This window comes from Pseudomonas multiresinivorans (assembly GCF_012971725.1).
Taxonomy (GTDB): Bacteria; Pseudomonadota; Gammaproteobacteria; order Pseudomonadales; family Pseudomonadaceae; genus Pseudomonas; species Pseudomonas multiresinivorans.
Genome location: NZ_CP048833.1, coordinates 2,213,751 through 2,232,604, shown reverse-complemented (window position 1 = coordinate 2,232,604; position 18,854 = coordinate 2,213,751). Strand labels below are relative to the sequence as shown.

Here is an 18,854-nt window from a genome sequence, read left to right as displayed (position 1 = left end):
CGCATAGGCCGCCCGGCACGCTTTCATTTTTCCTTTCTGGCGTCGCACCCGGGGCTGGCTGCTTCTTTATTTCGTTACCCGCTCAAGGTGAATCCGTAGCCATGTTGAAGATCGTCCATCTCGTGACGGGCGTCGCCGCACTCTTGCTGTCCTTGATCCCGAGTCTGCGTAGTGATGCCCTGCCCTACCTGCAACAGAGCGATGCCATCTACCTGGCACTGCTCGGTCTGACCAGCCTCCTGCTCGCCCCGAGCAGCAACCTGAAACACCCCTCCGCCCTGCAGAGCCTCGCCACCGCCTTGGTCGTGCTGGCCGTGGTCCTGCAGATCCTGATCCTGCTCGCCCCGCTGCCCTTCATCGGCGATCAACCGGCCATCGTGCTGCCGCTGCTGAGCCTGGCCGGCGCCGTCGTCCTGCAATGGATAGCGAGCCTCAACAAACCGAGCGCCAGCGTTGCCATCGAAACCTTCGCAGGCGTCGACCGCGAAACCGGCACCGTGAAGTGGTTCAACACCTCCAAGGGCTTCGGTTTCATCTCCCGCGACTCGGGCGAGGACATCTTCGTCCACTTCCGCGCCATCCGCGGCGAGGGCCACCGCATCCTGATTGAAGGGCAGCGCGTGGAGTTCTCCGTCGTTCAGCGCGACAAGGGATTGCAGGCAGAGGATGTGATTGCTGCGCTGCCTAATCGGCGCTGAGCGTTACGCCCATGAAAAAACCCGCCGAATGGCGGGCTTTTTTATTCCGGAGCGCGCGGACTCTGACTGTCCACCTAAGACATGCTCTGCCCCTGAGCCCTGTTTTGCGATTACCAGGGTGCTTCGTCACTCATCCTGAGCGCGTTTCTGGCTCCACAAGACGGGCATTTCAACAGGCGCTCAAATTCGGAAGAGCCCGTACTTCTCCTGATATCCCTCACTAACAGCTTTGCCATTCCACACACAGGGCAATCAACATCCTCGTTGGAATCTTTAGCCAAGACTATTCCAGCAGCGATCCAACTCTTCACAACCTCTCGATTCATTTCTCGCCCCACTGAAGTACATCGAAGCTCATTAAGAGAAAAAAGGGGACAAGAGAAAAAGGGGACAGATTTATTTTCGAAACTCTAATCCTGACTCCGCGTCCAGCTTTAGAGTAGAAAAATAAATCTGTCCCCTTTTCGGTCGCTTTTCGGTCGCTTTTCGGTCGGAAGCGAGGGCGGTGACGGAGAAATAAATAACCCCGGCTAAGCCGGGGTTACTTCTATTCCTTCTCTGCAAGATAAGGCCAGTATTCTGGCCCCTCTCCATCTCTAATCCAGACCCGGCCACACGAAGGGCACTTGAGAACATCTTTGCTTACGGCGTCTATACGTTCAAAGAAGTCATCAAATGGAACCTTCTCTTTACTCGCACGCTCCGCCAATTCATATAGCAAAATATTAGGAACAAGCGTGAACTGATCCGGAGTAGGCGAGCTAATCAGGCTAATCAGATGAGAACATCTACATAAGAATTTAGCCATGAATCATCGCCCCAATAGACTATTAACTGCCGACTTATCCAATTGAATCGTCTTTTCTCCTTGAGAAAATATAACTTGATTCAAAGGAATAGGCTGACCGCCTTTTATTTTACCAAAAGCCATAGCTGCTGACTTGTACATATCGAATTTACTAAACGTTTCTGGAACGACAACCACCACAGAGTCAGCTTGACCACTAACAACCTTCACCTCAATTTCCCGTGCAATTGTCGTAGGCTTAAGTTGCTCCGGCTTATACACATCAATTTTGCCTAAACCCTGCACCTGGAACTCAGAGGTGGGAACTCCAGAAATCCCTTTCTTACTAGCCTCCAACGGAACATGGACATCGTAGCCAAGATTCTGAATAGCCTTCAGCCCTTGCTGTTCGGATGCACTCAAACCTTCGAGCGTCTTGCCAGACTCAAAGGTAATGGTCCCTTGGCGTGGAACTACAGCAGTTCCTTTTGCAACCGTGTTGGCCACGGCCGACTCTGCCAGCTTAGCCTCAATCTTGCTAGCAAGAGCCTCTCCAAATCCCTTAACCAGCTTGCCTGTCGCTGTCGCGGCGCCTTTGGCAGCTCCTCCAGCCGGTATCAGGTAATCCTCCGGCGTGCTAATGAGGATGCCGTCGCCAACGGCGAGCCCCAGTGCCTCCCGGATGTACTGCTGCTGATCGATCTGACCCTTGAAGCTCCCGATCTCTCCGTTGTGGGTACCGGTCTGATCGGATCCGTACTGAGCCAAAGCGCGTTGCAAGTTGGCCCATGCGGCGCTGGACTGATTGCCCAGATACGGCTGGTTGAACAGGTTGCTGTCGGCAAATTGCTCCGCCGTGGCCTGGAAGGCGTACACCGGCTGGCCGTGCGCAATGATCGGTTCGCCGTTGGCCCAGCGTAACGGCTCACTGCCCATACCCATCGTAGAGACGGAGTTAAAGGCAATTTCACTGATGTGGTCGAAATTGGCCCTCAGACTGCTGTCCGGATTGAGGCCATCCAATTGCTTGAGCAAGCTCAGGTACTGCTCGCTCTGCGTCTTGTCCACGGCAGTACCAGCGCTGAGAGTGAGCATGTCCTCCCAAGTCAGGCTCCCGAGGTCGATCTTTCCGTATTGGGCCTCCAGCTCCTTCGCCTTTTCACGAATCTGCCGTTGCTCTTCCGGGTGGAGCTGGCGGTTATAGGCGGTAGCGTTCTTCGCAATTTCCGCGCCTTTGCCTACGTCGCCATTCACCGCTGCCGCAGCCAGTACGCCAACGATTTGCGACTCCATCAGCTCGAACTTCGGATCGCCCTTAGCCCAGCCATGTAGCACGTTGGCCAGGGCCTCATTGACCCCGGCGGCCATGGCGCCGGTCTTGAAATCGCTGCCGGTTGCTTCGGCGAGCAGGCCTCCCATCAAGGCATGGGCAACGATTTTCTGCAGGCTGCCGTCCCGATAAACATTGCCGCCATACTGCCCCGCCGCCCAATCCCCCACACCATTGAACCCGACTGCCATACCCAGGTTGCCGGCCTGAGTACTAAAGGCATCCATCAGGTTATCGGCGAAGCTGCCGCCGAACGCTGCTTGCTGCATGACTGCCTGGGACAGGGCTTGAGCACTGTTATAGGCAGCAAAGGCACCAATGCCTTTCTCGCCAGCCCAAGTACTAAGGTCGAATCCCTTGGTGACTTGGTTGGCGGTGTCTGTGGAGACCTTGAAATAACTATCCAGCTTCGGCGAGATGACGTATTCACCGACACCCGCCATCGCATAGCTCTTGAGGGCATCGGATGTGGTGGCGTATTCAAGACCTTGCCCAATATCACCACCATTGTTGATGGTTCCAACCGCGAGGTTACTGGCCATGGCGCCATACAGCGGCCCAAGGAAGTAGGAGGCGACGATGGCAATGATGAGTTGCGGCGCGGCACCCAGCCCCGAGTTGCTGTACTTGTACGAGTCGTGAATCTCCTTCACCGCGCGCCAATCCACATCTCCGCGCGCCTCGGCCTCCTTCAACCAACCCAGGCTCGGATTCGCCTGCACCATCGCATCGATAGCCTGGCTTACCGACTTCTGATCGATGTGCTTGTAGTCGATCTTCAGGCCGTCCACCGCTTTGATGGCGATGTTGCCCTGAGCGATCATCTGGGTCTGGCGCAGGGTCTCGTCGGTCTTGCCTTCGCCCTTGGAGCTGGTCCAGGCGAGGTCGCTGTCGCTCTTGGCGTGGCTTTCCTGGTGCAGGTCCTTGACCGCTTCGAAGGTGACTTCGCCGCCGCTGAGGATGGCGATGTCATTGCCCGCTTCCAGCTTGGCGCCCTGGTACTTCTGGTCGCCGCCGCTGAGCAGGGTGATGTCACTGCCGGCGCTGATTTCGCTGCCCACGGCGCGGACATCGGTGACTTCGTCGCGCTGGGTTTTCTTCTTGCCCCAGCTGCCCTTTTCCTCCATGTCGTACAGCGAGTAGTCGCTGTCGTTGGCGGCGAGCAGTTCGATCTTGTCGCCGGCGACCAGGTAGGCCTCGTTGCCGGCGCCGATCTTGCTACTGACGAGGGTGAGGTTTTCACCCGCGCTGATCAGGACGTCGCCGCCGGCGATGACTTCGGTGGCCTGCTGGCCAACGTGGTCTTCCTGGGTGGTGACTTTCTTGCCGCCGCCCTTGTACTTGGCGTCGCTGTGTTCTTCGTTGGCGGCGGAGGCGAGGACGACGTCGCGCCCGGCGCTCATGGCGATGTCGCGGGCGGCGTCGATGCGGCTGGCGACGGCGCTGAGGTCGCGGCCGGCGTTCAGCTCCAGGTTGCCGCCGACCTGCACGTCGCTGCCGTGCTGGGTGACGCTGGTGACGTTGCCGGTAATGCGGCGACTCTGGAAGTCGAAGCTGTCGACTTCCTGCGCGGCTTCCAGGCGCAGGTCGCGCCCGGCGGTGAGGCTGGCATTGCCGCCAGCCTGGAGGACGCTGCCGGCACTGATCAGGTCGCGTCCGGCGGTGATCTCCAGGTCGCCGCGGGCTTCGATACGGGCAGCGTTGTTGGAGATCTCCTTGTGGATGCGGTGGGCGTCGTTGCTGGCGTCGACCGAGGTGATGCTGCGCTCGTTGATGACGTCGCCGGTCAGCGCGGTGAGGCTGACGTCGCGGCCGCTGATGATGCCGCCGGCGGCATTGCGGATGCTGTCGATGGCCAGCAGGTCGAGGCGGTTGCCGGCTTCGATCAGGCCGCTGTTGTTGATGTTGGCGGCGCTGGCGGCGAGGTCGCCGCTGGCGCGCAGGGTGCCCTGGTTGGTCAGGTTGCCGCCGCTGATCAGGGACAGGTCGTTGCCCATGATCAGGGCGCCGTTGGCCGCCAGGCGCCCCTCGGCCTGGGCGAGGTAGAGCACCGGCACCAGGACCTTTTCACCGTTGATGGTGGCTTCTTCGAGCCAGACGATGTCGTGGGTCAGCGCGGCGACCTGTTCGGCGCTGAGGCCGACGCCCAGTTGCAGCTGGAGGCTGTCCTTGTAGGCGATGGCGTTGTCCATCAGGTACTTGAACAGGGCCTCGTCGCTGGCCATGCCGTCGATGTAGCGCTGGCCGGTACGCGCGACCACGGCCTGCTGGATCAGGCGCTGTTCGTAGAGGCCGTCGCCCAGGCGCTTCTGCGCCTTGTCCGGGTCGTAGCCAAGCAGGCCGAGCAGGTAGTCGGAGCCGAGGAAGCTCTTGAGGCTGGTGAGTTCGGGGTTGGTCTCGACCAGGTATTTGTGGCTGTTGCTCGGCGTGGCGCTGCTGGGCAGGCCCTGCACACGCGGGACGTTGAGGGCGGCGCCAGACTCTGCGTCCGTGCTGGCGGCGCTATTGCCCAGGGCGACGTTGCCAGCGCCGGCGGTGCCGCCGCCCAGGCTCTGCTCGCGCTGCGCTGCGCTGATGGTCTGGCCGTTGAAACTGAGATCGCCGGCGCCCTGTACGGTGCCGGTGCTGCCACCGCTGCCACCCTGGCCGCTGAGGCGGAACAGGCCGTTCTCCCCCTGAGGCAGGCTGAAGCCCGGCAGGGTGACAGGGTTGACCTGCTTCTGGGCGAGGTCCGGCGGCAGCTGCGAGGTGATCGCCAGTTGCACGGTGGTGGCGCCATTGGCCACGCCGACGTCGCGCGGGCTGATGGTCTGCACTCCGGCATCGCGCTTCACCACGCTGTTGTCGAAGCTCTGGCTGGCGTTGATCACCACGTCGCCGGTGGCCTGGATCACCGCGGAGGCGGCGGGCGTGCCGGAGACAGGGATGACGGACTCGGTCATGCTCCGAAAGGCTTTTCCCTCCGGATAGCCACCAGACTCAAGAATCTGCAGTCGAGTCAATGCGCCGGGACTGTAGTCTGGCGAATTGGGATCGTTGTAGCGGTTGTACAGGTCTTTGTTGTTCCGAACGGCCCAATACAGGTTGTCATCACGCGAATAGAAGCTGCCATCAAGGTGACGCTCTTCCCCACCAGCAGCGCCCTGGTTGCGGAAGGTGGCCGTCTGGATGTCGATATTGCGGCCCGAGGCGATGCTGCTGTAGAGGTTGTCGAAGGAGCCGCCACGGAAGCGGAAGTCACCGCCGGCGGTGATCGAAGCTTGAGGCGCGTCCTTGAGGATGATGTCCTCATAGCGCTCCCAGGACTGGAACTTGAATTCGCAGCCCTTGCCATCGCAGACATCGTCGGCATACATGCGGAAATTGCCCGCAACAATGCGCTCGCCGATCTGGAAGTCGTCGGCACGGCGGTTGTCGAAATCCTGCACCAGCAGGGTCATGGCCCCGCCGCTCTCGAAGCTGCCGGAGATGTTTTGCACGCTGCTCGCCCAGCCTTCCTGGTCGTTGGCGGCGATGTGCAATGTGCCCAGGCTGTAGAGGTCGGCGTTGCGGTTGGTGAAGTTCTGCGTGCGCAGCTGCATGTTGCCGCCGCTGAAGATCAAACCGTTCTCGTTGAGCAGGCTACCGGCACCCAGATACAGATTGCCGGCGCTGCCGAGAGTACCGCGGTTGTTGAGGCTGGCGGCGCTGACGCGCAGGTCCTGGGTAGCGGTCAGGCGACCTCCGTTGTCGAGGGTGCCGTTGCTGTTGATGACTGTCGTCGCGCCACCGCCTCCAATGCTGCCGCTCAGGCCGATACCGATGTAGCCAGCGTCGAGGGACAGGCTGCCCAGGCTGCTCACGCGGCCATCGGCGGTGTAGTTGCCGCTCAGATCGAGATCGAGCGTGCCGTCGCTGGCGATCAGCCCGCTGTTGGTCCAGTCGCCGCCACGACCGATCAGGCTCTGCGCGGCCAGCAACTGACCGTAGAGGCCCTGGTTGAGCTGGCCGATGGTCAGGTTCAGGTTGCGCGCCTGGATGACAGCGTTGTTGGTCCAGTTGTCGGCCTGATAGGTCAGGCTGCCGTTGGAGGTGAAGTTGCCGCCGGCCTGACCGGCCTGGGCGAGGTCAATGCCGAAGGTGCCGGTGCCGACATGCAGCACGTTGCCGCCGCCGTTCTGCAGGGCGCCAGTCTGCAGGATCAGGTCCTGGGTAGCGCTCTCGATGCGGCCGAGGTTGTTGTTGAACAGGCCGCCGCTGGTGATATTCATCTGCGTCGGGCTGGCCGCGAGCAACAGGCTGCCGGGAGCCTGACCGAGTGCGCGGATAGAGCCCACCACGTTGTTGATGCTGGCCGCACCGAGGGTCAGGTTGCCGCTGCTTTCGATCAGGCCGAACTGGTTGTTCAGCGCGCCAGTGAGGCTGGCGTCGACGCTGCCGGCGCCGATCTTGCCGCCCTGGCCGAGGGCCGCGCCGTCGTTAAGCAGCTGGTTGCCGCGCAGGTAGAGCAGGCCGCCGGCATACAGGCCGCCGCCCTGGTTGTTCAGGTCGGTGGTGCTGATGCGGTTGTCACCGCTGACCGCCGAGAGGTGGCCGGTGCGGTTGTCGATACCGCCGGTGGCGGTGATGTCGAGGCCCTTCGCCTGGGTGGTGCCGGCGTTGTTGCTGAAGGTGCCGGTGACCAGCTTGAGGCTACCGTCTGCAGCGTTGAGAACGCCGCCGCTGCTGTTATCGAGGCTGGCGCTGCCCAGGTCGAGCTGGCCGCTCTGGCTGATGATGTGGCCGCCCTGGTTGCCGATCGCACCAGTGGCCTTGAGGGTGGTGTCGCCCTGGCCCTGCAGGGTGCCGGCGCTGTTGTCGATGCGGCTGGCGCTGACGTTGAGCTGGCCGGTCTTGGCGAAGATGAGGCCGTCCTGGCCGTTGAGCAGTTCGCCGGTTAGAGTCAGGGTCAGGTCGGTTTGCGCGGCCACGGTGCCGCCGGCGCTGTTGTCGAAGCTGCCGGCGAGGACCTTGAGCAAGCCCTGGCTGGCGAGCTGGCCGCCGTGATTCTGCAGGCTGCCAATGTTCAGGTTGAGCGGGCCGCCGCTGGCGATTTTCGAGTCGGCGCCGTTGTTGAGCAGCGTGCCGAGCAGGCCGAGCCGCAGGGCGCCCTGGCTGACCAGGCTGCCGCTGCTGTTGTCGAGGCTGCTGGCGTCATAGTCGACGCTGGCGGCGCTGATCTGCCCGCCACGGTTAGCCACAGCCTTGGCGCTGCCGGTCAGACTGCCCTGGGTGCTGAGCAGGCCGGCGGCGCTGTTGTCCAGGTTGCCGGAGAGGGCCAGGCCGAGGTCGCCCTGGGTGGAGACGATGCCGCCGGCATTGTTCAGGCTGCCGGCGCCAAGGCTGAGCTTGCCTTTGCTGACCAGCGCGCCTTCGTTGTGGTTGTCGAGGTTGCCGCTCAGGGTCAGGGTGAGCGCGCCGTCGCGACTCGACAGCGTGCCGCCGCTGCTGTTGTCCAGGCTGGCGGCATTGACTGCCAGGCCCTGCCAGCCGGAGAACAGGCCCTGGTTGGCGTTGCGCAGGGTGTTGGCATTCAGGTCGAGCTGGCCGGCACTGATGATGCGGCCCTGGTCGCGGTTGTCGAGGGTGCCGCTGGCGGTCAGGGCGAAGCCCTGGCTGGCGGAGATTTCTCCGCCGCGGTTGTCGAGGCTGCCCAGGCCGTTGATTGCCAGGAGGCCACCTGCGCTGAGCAGGCCGCCACGGTTGTCGAAGTCGCCGCGCAGGACGCCGTTGCCCAGGTCGAGCGTGACCTTGCCTTCGCCGATCAGCGCCGCCTGCTGCTGGATCAGTTGGGTGACGATCAGGTGCAGGTCGCCCTTGGCGGAGATTTCCCCGCCTGCGGTGGATTCGAGCTTGCCGCCACGCAGGGTCAGCGCGCCCTGGCTGGTGATCAGGCCACCGGGTTTGCCGGTAGCGCTGGCGTCGTTGAGGACGTTGCCAGCGCCGAGGTCGAGGCCCTGTGCGCCGCTGATGACGCCGTCGCGGTTATCGAGGTCGGCCGTGGTACCGTCGAGGCGCCCTTGAGCGAGCAGGCGACCGTCGCGGTTGTCGGTGGTGCCGGTGGCCAGCAGCAGGTTGCCGCTGGCGGAAAGCAGGCCGCCCTGGTTGTTCAGGCTGGCGCTGCCGACATCGAGTTGGCCACCGGCGACCAGTGCGCCGTCGCCGTGGTTGTCCAGCGCGCCCTGGCTACGCAGCAGCAGGTCGCTACGGCTGGCGAGGGTGCCGCCCTGGCTGTTGTCGAGGCTGGCGGCGTTGACGGTAAGGCCGTTGTTGCCAGACAGCACGCCGGCGCCGCTGTTGTTGAGCGCGCCCGTGGTGAGAGTCAGGCGATCAGAGGAGAGAACCTTGCCACCCTGGTTGAGCAGCGTGCCGGTAGTGAGTGCGAAGGCGCGGTCGCTGGAGATTTCGCCGCCCCGGTTATCGAGGCTGGCGACGTTGCGCAGGACCAGTTGGCCGGGGCTGCCGAGCAGGCCGCCAGCGTTGTTCAGGGCGCCGCCTTGCAGGTCGAGGTCGATACCGGCCTGGCCGATCAGTTGGCCGCCGCCGTGCTGGTCGAGGCCAGTCACGCGACCGTCGATGACGCCACGGGCGGACAGGCTGCCGCCCTGGCTGTTGTCCAATTGGGCGGTGGCGAGGTGGATAGCGGCGTCGGTGACGATGCGGCCCTTCTGGCTGTTGTCGAGCCTGGTGCCTTGAAGGCTGATGTCGCCCGCCGCGCTGAGGATGCCGCCGGCGTTGTTCAGGTCTGCACCGGCGAGGTCGATAGTCGCGTCGCTGAGCAGCTTGCCACCCTGGTTGTTCAGGGCGCCGGCCAGGCGCGAGAACAGTTGGCCAGCGCTGGAGACAGTGCCGGCGCGGTTGTCGAGGCTGCCGGCGTTGAGGGTCAAGGTGCCTTGGCTGAGCAGCGCGCCGTTGCCGCTGTTATCGAGCGCGCCGGCCAGTTGCAGCCAGAGATTCTTCTGGCTGTTGAGCAGGCCGCCCTGGTTGTCCAGACTCTGCCCGGTGACAGTCAGGCCGTCGCGACCGGCCAGGGTGCCGGCGCGGTTGGCGATGCGTTGCACCTGCAGGTTGAGGCCGGCGTCGCCGATGACCTTGCCGGCTCCGTTTTCCAGGCTAGCGGCCTGTACGTCGACCTTGGCGCGGCTGGAGATTTCGCCGCCCTGGTTGAGCAGGTCGGTGCCCTTGAGGGTCACACCGTTGTTGGCGGCGATGAGGCCGCCGTTACGGTTGTCGAGCTGCCCGGCTTCGAGGTTCAGCGCGCCCTGAGCGAGCAGCTCGCCGCCCTGCTGGCTGAAGCGGTCGGCCTTGGCCTGCAGGTCGCCCTTGGCGCTGACGCTGCCTTTATCGTTGTCCACCTGGCCGGCGGTCAGATACAGCGCCGCGCCGCTGTCGAGGGCGCCGCCCTGGCTGTTGTCCAGCTGGCCGATGTCGAGTTTCAGCTCGCCCAGGCTGCTGATCACGCCCAGCGCGCTGTTGTTCAGGCTGGCGCCGGAAAAGGTCACCCCGGCATCGCCGACCACCAGTCCTCCCCGGTTGTCGAGGGTACCGGCATGCACGCCGAGTGCGCCCTTGGCCGAAAGCAGGCCGTCGGCCTGGTTGTCGAGCTTCTGCTGAACGCGGGCTTGCAGGGTGCCATTGCTGACGAGGTTGCCCTTGCCGCTGTTGTCGAGGTTGTCGAGGGTGAAGTCCAGCGCTTGTTCGGCGGAGAACAGGCCGAGGCGGTTGTCCAGCGCGCCACCGCTGACTTGCAGGCGGTTGGCGACGGCCTGGCCGTTGCGGTTGTCCAGGCTCGCAGCGCTAAGCGTCAGTTGATTCCCGGCGAGCAGGCGGCCCTGGCGGTTGTCCAGGGTGGCAGCGGTGACGCGGGTGTCAGCGCCCTTGAGCGCCCCACCCTGGTTGTCCAGCGTGCCGCTGGCATTGGCTTCGAGGTTGCGGCTGGCCACCACGCTGCCGCTGTTGCGCAGGCTCTGCGCAGTGATCGCCACGTCGCCCTGGGCGTTGCGGCTGTTATCCGGGTTGACCCCGGCTTCGACGATGCCACTGTTGCTGACCTGCGCAGCGCTCAATGCCACGCGCTGGCCGGCAGCCAGGCTCTGGCTGTTGCTCAGTTGGCCGGTCGCGCTCAACTCGGCGACGCCGGCCGCATATGTCTGGCCGTTGAGAGCGATGTCACTGGCCTTGGCGCGCAGGCTGCCGGCAGCACTGGTCTGCGCAAGAGACAGCTGACCATTGGCATCGATTTGTATATCGCCACCGCTGGCGGCCATGTTTCCCGCCAGCTTCACACCCACGCCCTGCTCGGTGCCCACCAGGCGGATGGCGCCGGCGTACATGCCGCCCAGCGCGGAGCTGTCGATGGCCAGCTGCGGCTTGGCGCTGCCGTCGTCGGCCTTGGCGGTGGCGGCCAGGGTTTCGGCGTCCACCTGGTTGCGCCCGGTCACCACCGCGAGCTGCTTGGCATAAAGGTCGGCGTTGAGCTTGGCGCTGCGGGTGATCAGTTCGAACTGGTCGAGGTTGCTGGCGTTCAGGCCGGCGCCTTCGATGGCGATCTCACCGCCGTCTACGTCATAGCCGCGCAGGCGCTCGCCATCCATCAACGGCTTGCCGGTGGTCAGCGTGGCGCGCGGGGTATTGATGAAACCGCAGCCGTTGCATGTGATGCCGTGGGGGTTGGCGACGATGACGTGGGCGGACTGGCCGGCCACTTCGGTGTAGCCGCGCAATTGCGAGGAATTGGCCCCGGTGACTTCGTTGAGGATCTTCTGCGCTGCGCCGCCCTTGAGGTTCGGGTTGCCGACGATGATTCCACCCAGCTGGGTTGCCTGGGTCTTACCGGTAGCGTTGTTGAGGATCAGGCCGTTCTGCCCGACGTTGTAGTCGGTGAATTTATTGTGCGAGAGCCCCGCGCCGTTGGGCGTGGCGATGTTCACCACCGGCACGCCGTTGCCCGCTGCACCCAGGTGGGTATTGCTCCCCGCCGCCGCATCCACCGCCAGCTCGGCGGCCGCCGCGACGATGGGATTGAGGATCAGGATGCCGGCGAGGACGCTGGCAATGGCCTGGTACAACGGGTGGCGGATGTCCATATCAATCTCTCATTCCGTACTGCGGATCAGGGAGCGAACAACCGATCTGAGAACGAGCACGACCCTGCCCCTCGCCCTCAGACGGGTTGCACTAGTCGGTTCCGTACTTCGGCGAGCGGGGACCATATAGCAGGCCAGTCGGTTGCCCCGCCGAAAGCAGGCGCTGCCCGGTGATGCCCGCAATCGGATACCCCGCATCGTCCACGGAGCTACTGATGATTTGCTTTACAGCCGCGGTCACCAGCGCACCTACCAGGCCACCGCCGCCGTTGTTCCCACCTTCTTCGCTGGAGGCACTGGCTGTCCCCGTCCAGAGGGTGGCACCGGACTTCAGGTCCACCAGCTTGGCGGAGGCCGTCACGATCGTTGCGCTGCTGATCACCATGTAGCTGGTGCCATAAGCCGTAACGGTGATGTACAGCGCCGCATCAGCACCGAATATCTCGTGCAACTTGGTTACCGGGATCTGATGGATATCTCCCGGAGCGTCGACGCCGTTCTGCCGGAAAGTCTCGTCCACCAACGCCACCGGCAACACGTAGTAACCGGCCTCGGCCAGTGGATACGTCACTTGCGCAAGCATGCCGTAGGTCGCTTTCACGTCCGGCGACTCGTTCAGGGGCGGCAGTACAACAATCGAGCGTGGGCGGCTTTGCTTGAACGCCGAGTAGTCCACGGACTTTGTCGGCGCACATCCGGCACATAGACCTATCAACAGGAGGCTGCCGAGAAACTGGCTAAGTCGTTTGGTCATTGCGCACCTGCCTTGCCGGCGTTCTTCATGAGGAAGTCCATATAGGTTGCGGACTCGGGGAACAGCGCCTTCTCGGTCTGGAATTGCTGGATCATCTGGTCGTCCTTGCCCAGGCTGGAATACAGCAGGCCCAACTGGGCGTGATAGCCCGGCGGCACCACGCCATTCTTGGCCTTGATCTTCTCCAGATCCGCCTCCAGCTCCTGAACCTGAGCCTCTTTGGACTCCCCCTTGAAGTACTGGTAAACCTGCGGCTGATAGCCTTCCCACTGGTAAAGCGTCTTTTGCTGGGCGCATCCTGCCAGGAACAGCAATGCCAGCACCGCCAAGGAAGGGCGCAACGGGGTTGGAATGGTCATATCGACTCCGGCTCTTACTGAATCTGGGGCTTCCACGCCCCGGTATCGACTGCACTGACGAGCTTGTTCACCGCCTCTCGCATGGCCAGGTCCAGGACCTTCCCATTGAGGGTGGAGTCGTAACTTGCGGTACCGCCAAAGCCGATGATTTCGCGGTTTGACAAGGCGTACTCACCTGCGCCCTGGCTTGAATACACGACCTCGGAAGTGCTGATGTTGACTATGTTCAGCGCGACCTTGGCATAGGCCACCTGCGACTTGCCGCGCCCGAGAATTCCGAACAGTTGCCGATCGCCGACTTCCTTGCGGCCAAACTCGGTGACATCGCCCGTTACCACAAAATCCGCGCCTTTCAGGCTTTGCGCCTTGCCCTTGATCGCCGCCTCCTGCTGGATTTCGCCCATGTTGTCGCGGTCGAGCACAGTGAAACGATTGGTCTGCTGAAGGTGCGTGATGAGAATGGTCTTGGCCTGTCCGCCGAGTCGGTCAACGCCATCCGAAAAGATTCCGCGCATGTAACTGGAGCGGTTGTCGAACTTGCCCACGGCAATTGGCGTGCGTATCCCCGCGTACGGTTGGTTGGCACTCTGTACCTGTGCCACTGGAAGCGCCGTGGAAGTTTCAGTGGCGCATCCGGCCAGGCCGACCAGAGCTACGACGGAAATCGCTGCTGCCAAAACTGATCTTGATACTGCGTGCATGCATAGCTCCCAAATGTCAGAAGAAGAGGTCGACGCGGAAATAAACCGGATGTTCGCGTCGTTCGATGAGGTCGGGGCGCTCCAGCGAGCGCGCCAGGGTGACGGAGGCGGCGGCGTACTGCCCGCGCGCGCTGAACTCCACACCATGACCGCTCATGCGCCCGCTGACGCCGGTGTTGTACCGGTCGTGGCGAATGGCGCCGAAGTCATAGGCGTAGGCCACGCCGTACTCCTGCACCCAGGGCAATAGCGGCTCCCAGGTCACGGCGCGGCGCCAGCGCAGTTGGTTGCGCCAGTAGTAGCCGGAGTCGCCGGAGAGGGTCTGGTCCTTGAACCCGCGGACCGAGCTGAGCCCGCCCAGGCTGATGCGCTGGGGGCTGTAGAGGGGGTCTTCGCTGCGCTGACCGGTGGTGAGGCTTTCGAAACTGAAGGCTTGGTCCCAAAGCGTGAACGGCTGCAGGTAGCTCAGGGTCAGGCTGTATTTGTTGTAGCGGGCGGTGGGGTTGCCGTGGGGCGCATCATGGTCATCGTCCTGCGCGCCGAAGGCGCCGATACCACGCTGCCAGCCGATGTCGGCGTTGACGAAGGCGCTGCCGATACGCCGGCCATGGTTGAAGCCGAGGCTGAATTCGCTGAGATGGGTGCTGGAGACGTCGAGCAGGGTGTCATCGATGTAGTTGCGCGTGCGCTGGTGGCTGAGGCCGAAGTTCACTCCGGTCTTGCTCACGTCGTCGCGATACAGCACGCGCTCGGCGCCCAGTTGGTGGGTCTCGTTGTCGCCGTCGTACTTGAAGGCGAAGCCGGCGTCTTCGTTGCGGGTGCGGTAATAGTTGCGGCTGTAGCTGTAGTTGAAGGTCCACCAGCCGTAGGGGACGCTGTACCACAGGCTCTGGTTGTCGGAGTGCTTCCAGTGGTCGCTGACCACGTCCTCGCCGTAGCGCAGGCCGAACTGGTCGGCCAGGCCCAGCGGGCTGTCCCAGTCCAGGCCGACGCCGGCCTGCTGTTCGCCGGAGGTCGAGTCGCCGTTGTTGTCGCGGCTGGCGGAGACGCGCCAGGGCTTGCTGCGCTCGCCCTTGAGCTGCACCCGGCTGCCGCCCACTTCCTGGCCCGGTACCAGCTCCATCTGCGCCTGACGCGAGGGCAGGCGGTTGATCTGGTCGACCAGTTGCTCCAGCTCGCGCAGGTTCAGGACGTCGCCGGTGGCGCCGGGAAAGGTCATGGCCAGCTCGCGATCGCTGGCCAGCTCCGACTGGTCGAAACCTTCGAAGCGCCCCTCGACCACGATGACCTTCAGCTCGCCGCTGGAAAGGTCCTGCTGCGGCAAGTAAGCGCGGGTGGTGACGAAACCTCGGGAAAGGTAATGGTCGGTGATGCCCTTGAGCAGCTCATTGAGCTGGTTCACGCCCAGGCATTGGTCGCGATAGGGAGCCAGCAGCGCTTCACGCGAGCGCGCGTCGAGGTGCTCGGCACCTTCGAGGGTAATGCTGCGGATGGTGAAGCAACGGGTGTCCGGCGCCGCGGTCGGCGGCGCCTCGCTGGGCGCCTTGCCAGGGAGCTGCTGGAGCTCCTCCAGGCGCTTCTGCTGCTCACGCAGCAGTTGTTCCTGGCGCTGGCGCTGGAGGTCGTTGTCACCCGGTGTGGGCAGTGGTGCAGCAAAGCTTGCCGAAGCACAGCAGAATGCCAGGACCGGCATCCAGCCACGGTAGAGAACACGCATCCTTACGATCCCTGTCTTCTGGCCGAGCGGCCAGTCCATCCCAAAAGACGGATTGGATCATATTTGATACATGATGCCCTTAGGCCATTATCCCGATGAAATGTAGGTTGTTTCCCATTTTCTGGGAGACATTGCGCACAAGTAGCAATTGCCTGTGCGCCCTATTGTCACAGTTCAGGCATGCGCAACAACTGCCGGAAGACGGCTTCGCGCATACCAGGGCGGCCTTGGGATACCGGCGCTTGCGACTCAGTAATGGGGAGGAGGCGCCTCATCTTCCGAAACACCCACCTGCCCCTGCAGGTCTTCCAGGCGCTTGAGCAAAGCCTGCATCTGCAGGCGCAGGCGCTCAATCACCCGTTCCTGCTCGTAAACCACATCGCTCATTGTCTGCAGCGCGTCATCCTGGAAGGCCAGCCGGCTTTCCAGATCGGCCATCCGTTTTTCCAGATCCATCACTTACTCCTGACTGAAGCGAAAACCATCGCCCAACACCATGCGCAGCTTCTCGCGTATGCGAGCCAGCTCTTCTTCTTTATAGGGCGCGGCCGGGTGCTTGCCCCAAACCGGGCCCGGCCAGGCGGCATCGCTCGTCTTGCGCACGATGACGTGCACGTGCAGCTGACTGACGACATTGCCCAGGTTGGCGACGTTCATCTTGTCCGCATCGAAAGTGTCCTTGAGCACTTCGGCCAGTTGGGTCGCCTCGTGCCACAGCTGTTGCTGGTCAGCGATGTCCAACTGGAAGATTTCGCTGACATCCTCTCGGCGCGGCACCAGGATGAACCAGGGGTACTGCGAGTCATTCATCAGCAGCAGGCTGCTCAGTGGGAAATCCCCCAGTGCAACGGTGTCCTGCTGGAGACGGGAATCCAGGGCGAACATAAGACTTCTCCTGCTCGACGAGCCTTGTTTAAGCCTAGCTCCGCGAGGGAGCCGAAGGGCGCGAAGAATACTAGAGAGCCGTGGCGGCGAACATGTTCAGGCGCAGCCCCATCCCGGAGCACGCCGCCCGGCACCTCGCCCCAGGATTGGGCATGACGCGAATTGGCATATCCCGACAACAGGCGCGTGCAGGAAACCACACGGCAATCCCGCCCATCAGCGCTGAAAAATCGTTTAAACAGTGGGATCTGCGGGATGTCGGAAAACGACATCGGCGCGCTTCCATGTTGCAAATCCCCAACAGAAGCCGTGAAATGCGCCAACACGTCGCAAGACGGGCACTGTGAAAGCAGCTCCGGGCATTTGTGCACGGTTGTTGCTAGAGGCAAGGACATCGCTCCGACGGCCACCTCTTTCAGAAAGTGGACGCGGAAGCGTGAGAAACCATGAAGTGGTTGAGGGAGAGTAAAACCACAAGACTGAAGCAACATTGGAGCAATGGGGGGACAACCTCTTTTTGCAACATCGGAACTGCTTGAATGCGACATGCTTCATGCAGCTTTGCGACAGTCCCGTAACGTTTCCGTGTGTTTATTTGGGCAACTATCGCCAACTGAACACGCGTGCTATAAGTTAGCGCCGACAAAAAGAATGAGCCGTCACCGCGGCACTGTGATGGCAGATAATTTCAAAACCAAAGGAGCAATCACAATGAAAGTGATGAAGTGGAGCGCCATCGCCCTGGCGGTTTCTGCAGGCAGCACACAACTGGCAATGGCCGAACCCTTCGTAGGTAATCAGGCTGACGCTAAAGGCTTTGTCGAAGACAGCAGCCTGAACTTCCTGGTTCGCAACTACTACTTCAATCGCGATCAGCGCAATGGCGGCGGTAACGTTGCCGATGCCTCCAAAGCCAGTGGCTTCAAGAACGGCTACCGCGAAGAATGGACCCAGGGCTTCTGGGCCAACTACAACTCTGGCTTCACCCAGGGCACTGTAGGTTTCGGCGTTGACGCCTTCGGCTACCTCGGCCTGAAACTGGATTCCGGCCGCGGCCGTACCGGTACCGAGAACTTGGCAATCAGCGACGACGGCACCCCGCAGGATTCCTTCGGCAAAGCTGGCGGCGCGATCAAAGTTCGCGTATCCAAGACCGAGCTGAAAGCCGGCGACATGCAGCCGACCGCACCGGTATTCGCCGTTGGCGGTACCCGTCTGCTGCCCCAGACCGCTAGCGGCCTGGCCATCATGAGCAGCGAAATCGACGGCCTGGACGTCGAGGGCGGCCACTACTACTCCGGCACCAGCCAGAACGACACCAGCCACGACGGTGAAATCTGGGCCAACTACGCTGGCGTAACCGGCAACACTGCAGACTTCGTTGGCGGCAAGTACGCCTTCTCCGACAACTTCAGCGCATCGCTGTACGGCGCCAAGCTGGAAGACGTCTGGAACCAGTACTACGCGAACCTGAACTACACCCTGCCGATCGCCGACGACCAGTCCCTGGGCTTCGACTTCAACTACTACAACACCCGCGACGAAGGTTCGGCAAAAGCTGGCGACATCAACAACAACGCCTTCTCGCTGGCCGCCGCCTACACCCTGAGCGCGCATACCTTCACCCTGGCCTTCCAGAAAGTGAATGGCGATACCCCGTTCGACTACATCGGTATCGGCGACAACAACAAGGGCGGCGACTCGATCTTCCTCGCCAACTCCGTTCAGTACTCCGACTTCAACGGCCCGGGCGAAAAATCCTGGCAGGCTCGTTACGACCTGAACATGAAAGAGTACGGTGTACCCGGCCTGACCTTCATGGGCCGCTACATCAACGGTAAGGACATCGACGGTACCAAGGCTGTTGGCACCGCTTACGATGGCCTGTACGGCGAAGATGGCAAACACCACGAAACCAACCTGGAAGCCAAGTACGTGATTCAGGAAGGCGCCGCGAAGGACCTGTCCTTCCGTATCCGCCAAGCCTGGCACCGCGGCAACTCCGACCAGGGCGAAGGCGATGTTGACGAGTTCCGTCTGATCGTCGACTACCCGCTGTCTGTGATGTAATTCACGACGACTCGCTGGTATTAAAAAGCCCGGCTTCTGCCGGGCTTTTTTATTGCAACTTACCTACAACTTCGAACGTATCTGTTACATCGGTAAAACATAGGTCCCGGTCACATGGGCAACCAACTCCTCGGGATTGCTGACCGAGTAGACAGCTACTTCGCAAACCACCTGCCGGCGCCCCAGCTTCAATATCTTGGCTTCCGCCAACAGATCTTCCGGCTTGGGTTTGCTCAAGAAGTTGATATTGAGGTTGGAAGTAACAGCCATCTCGACGTTATCCAGCTGCGCCAGAATCACCGCGTACATCGCCGCATCCGCCAGCGACATGATGGTCGGCCCGGAGACCGTGCCACCTGGGCGAACCATCCGTCCGTGGAATGGAACCCGTACGAAGGCGCTGCGCCCTTCCAGTGCATCGATGCGCAGATCCATGTCGTCCGCCATGG

At 62.3% G+C, this 18,854-nt stretch carries 10 protein-coding genes and 1 pseudogene; 3 read left to right on the top strand and 8 right to left on the bottom strand.

Annotation, left to right across the window (positions count from 1 at the left end; genetic code table 11):
• Positions 1-101 precede the first annotated feature (101 nt).
• Positions 102-365 (top strand): annotated as a pseudogene (locus G4G71_RS30105) (cold shock domain-containing protein membrane protein); the annotation flags it as partial.
• A 93-nt stretch (positions 366-458) separates the two neighbouring features.
• Positions 459-698 carry a cold-shock protein gene (locus G4G71_RS29930; RefSeq protein ID WP_192430913.1) on the top strand — a complete coding sequence of 80 codons (240 nt, stop codon included), beginning with the start codon at positions 459-461 and terminating at the stop codon, positions 696-698.
• Between the two features lie 811 nt (positions 699-1,509).
• On the opposite strand, the gene G4G71_RS10250 is transcribed toward G4G71_RS29930, so the two are convergent.
• From G4G71_RS10250 to G4G71_RS10220, 7 genes are all read right to left on the bottom strand, one after another.
• Positions 1,510-11,919, bottom strand: coding sequence for a two-partner secretion domain-containing protein (locus tag G4G71_RS10250; protein ID WP_240964898.1), 10,410 nt, complete (start codon positions 11,917-11,919; stop codon positions 1,510-1,512).
• Between the two features lie 91 nt (positions 11,920-12,010).
• Positions 12,011-12,673, bottom strand: coding sequence for a DUF799 domain-containing protein (locus G4G71_RS10245; protein ID WP_169937320.1), 663 nt, complete (start codon positions 12,671-12,673; stop codon positions 12,011-12,013).
• Positions 12,670-13,032, bottom strand: coding sequence for a DUF4810 domain-containing protein (locus tag G4G71_RS10240; protein ID WP_169937318.1), 363 nt, complete (start codon positions 13,030-13,032; stop codon positions 12,670-12,672). Before G4G71_RS10240 ends, G4G71_RS10245 begins: the two co-directional genes overlap by 4 nt.
• 14 nt (positions 13,033-13,046) lie before the next feature.
• Positions 13,047-13,733 (bottom strand): CsgG/HfaB family protein, encoded by a 687-nt coding sequence (locus tag G4G71_RS10235; protein WP_169937316.1) that lies wholly within the window; start codon positions 13,731-13,733, stop codon positions 13,047-13,049.
• 16 nt (positions 13,734-13,749) lie between these two features.
• Positions 13,750-15,450, bottom strand: coding sequence for a ShlB/FhaC/HecB family hemolysin secretion/activation protein (locus tag G4G71_RS10230; protein WP_240964897.1), 1,701 nt, complete (start codon positions 15,448-15,450; stop codon positions 13,750-13,752).
• Between the two features lie 249 nt (positions 15,451-15,699).
• Positions 15,700-15,906, bottom strand: a complete 207-nt coding sequence (locus G4G71_RS10225) for a SlyX family protein (protein WP_169937314.1) — start codon at positions 15,904-15,906, stop codon at positions 15,700-15,702.
• Between the two features lie 3 nt (positions 15,907-15,909).
• Complete coding sequence (locus G4G71_RS10220) at positions 15,910-16,335, bottom strand: HIT family protein (protein WP_169937312.1); 426 nt, start codon at positions 16,333-16,335, stop codon at positions 15,910-15,912.
• A 711-nt stretch (positions 16,336-17,046) separates the two neighbouring features.
• Between G4G71_RS10220 and G4G71_RS10215 the strand changes: the two genes are divergently transcribed.
• Positions 17,047-18,405 (top strand): OprD family porin, encoded by a 1,359-nt coding sequence (locus tag G4G71_RS10215; protein ID WP_169937310.1) that lies wholly within the window; start codon positions 17,047-17,049, stop codon positions 18,403-18,405.
• Between the two features lie 84 nt (positions 18,406-18,489).
• Here G4G71_RS10215 and G4G71_RS10210 read toward each other — a convergent pair whose 3' ends face one another.
• A complete protein-coding gene (locus G4G71_RS10210) occupies positions 18,490-18,852 on the bottom strand; it encodes a PaaI family thioesterase (RefSeq protein WP_089285724.1) in 363 nt (120 codons plus the stop codon).
• Positions 18,853-18,854 lie beyond the last annotated feature (2 nt).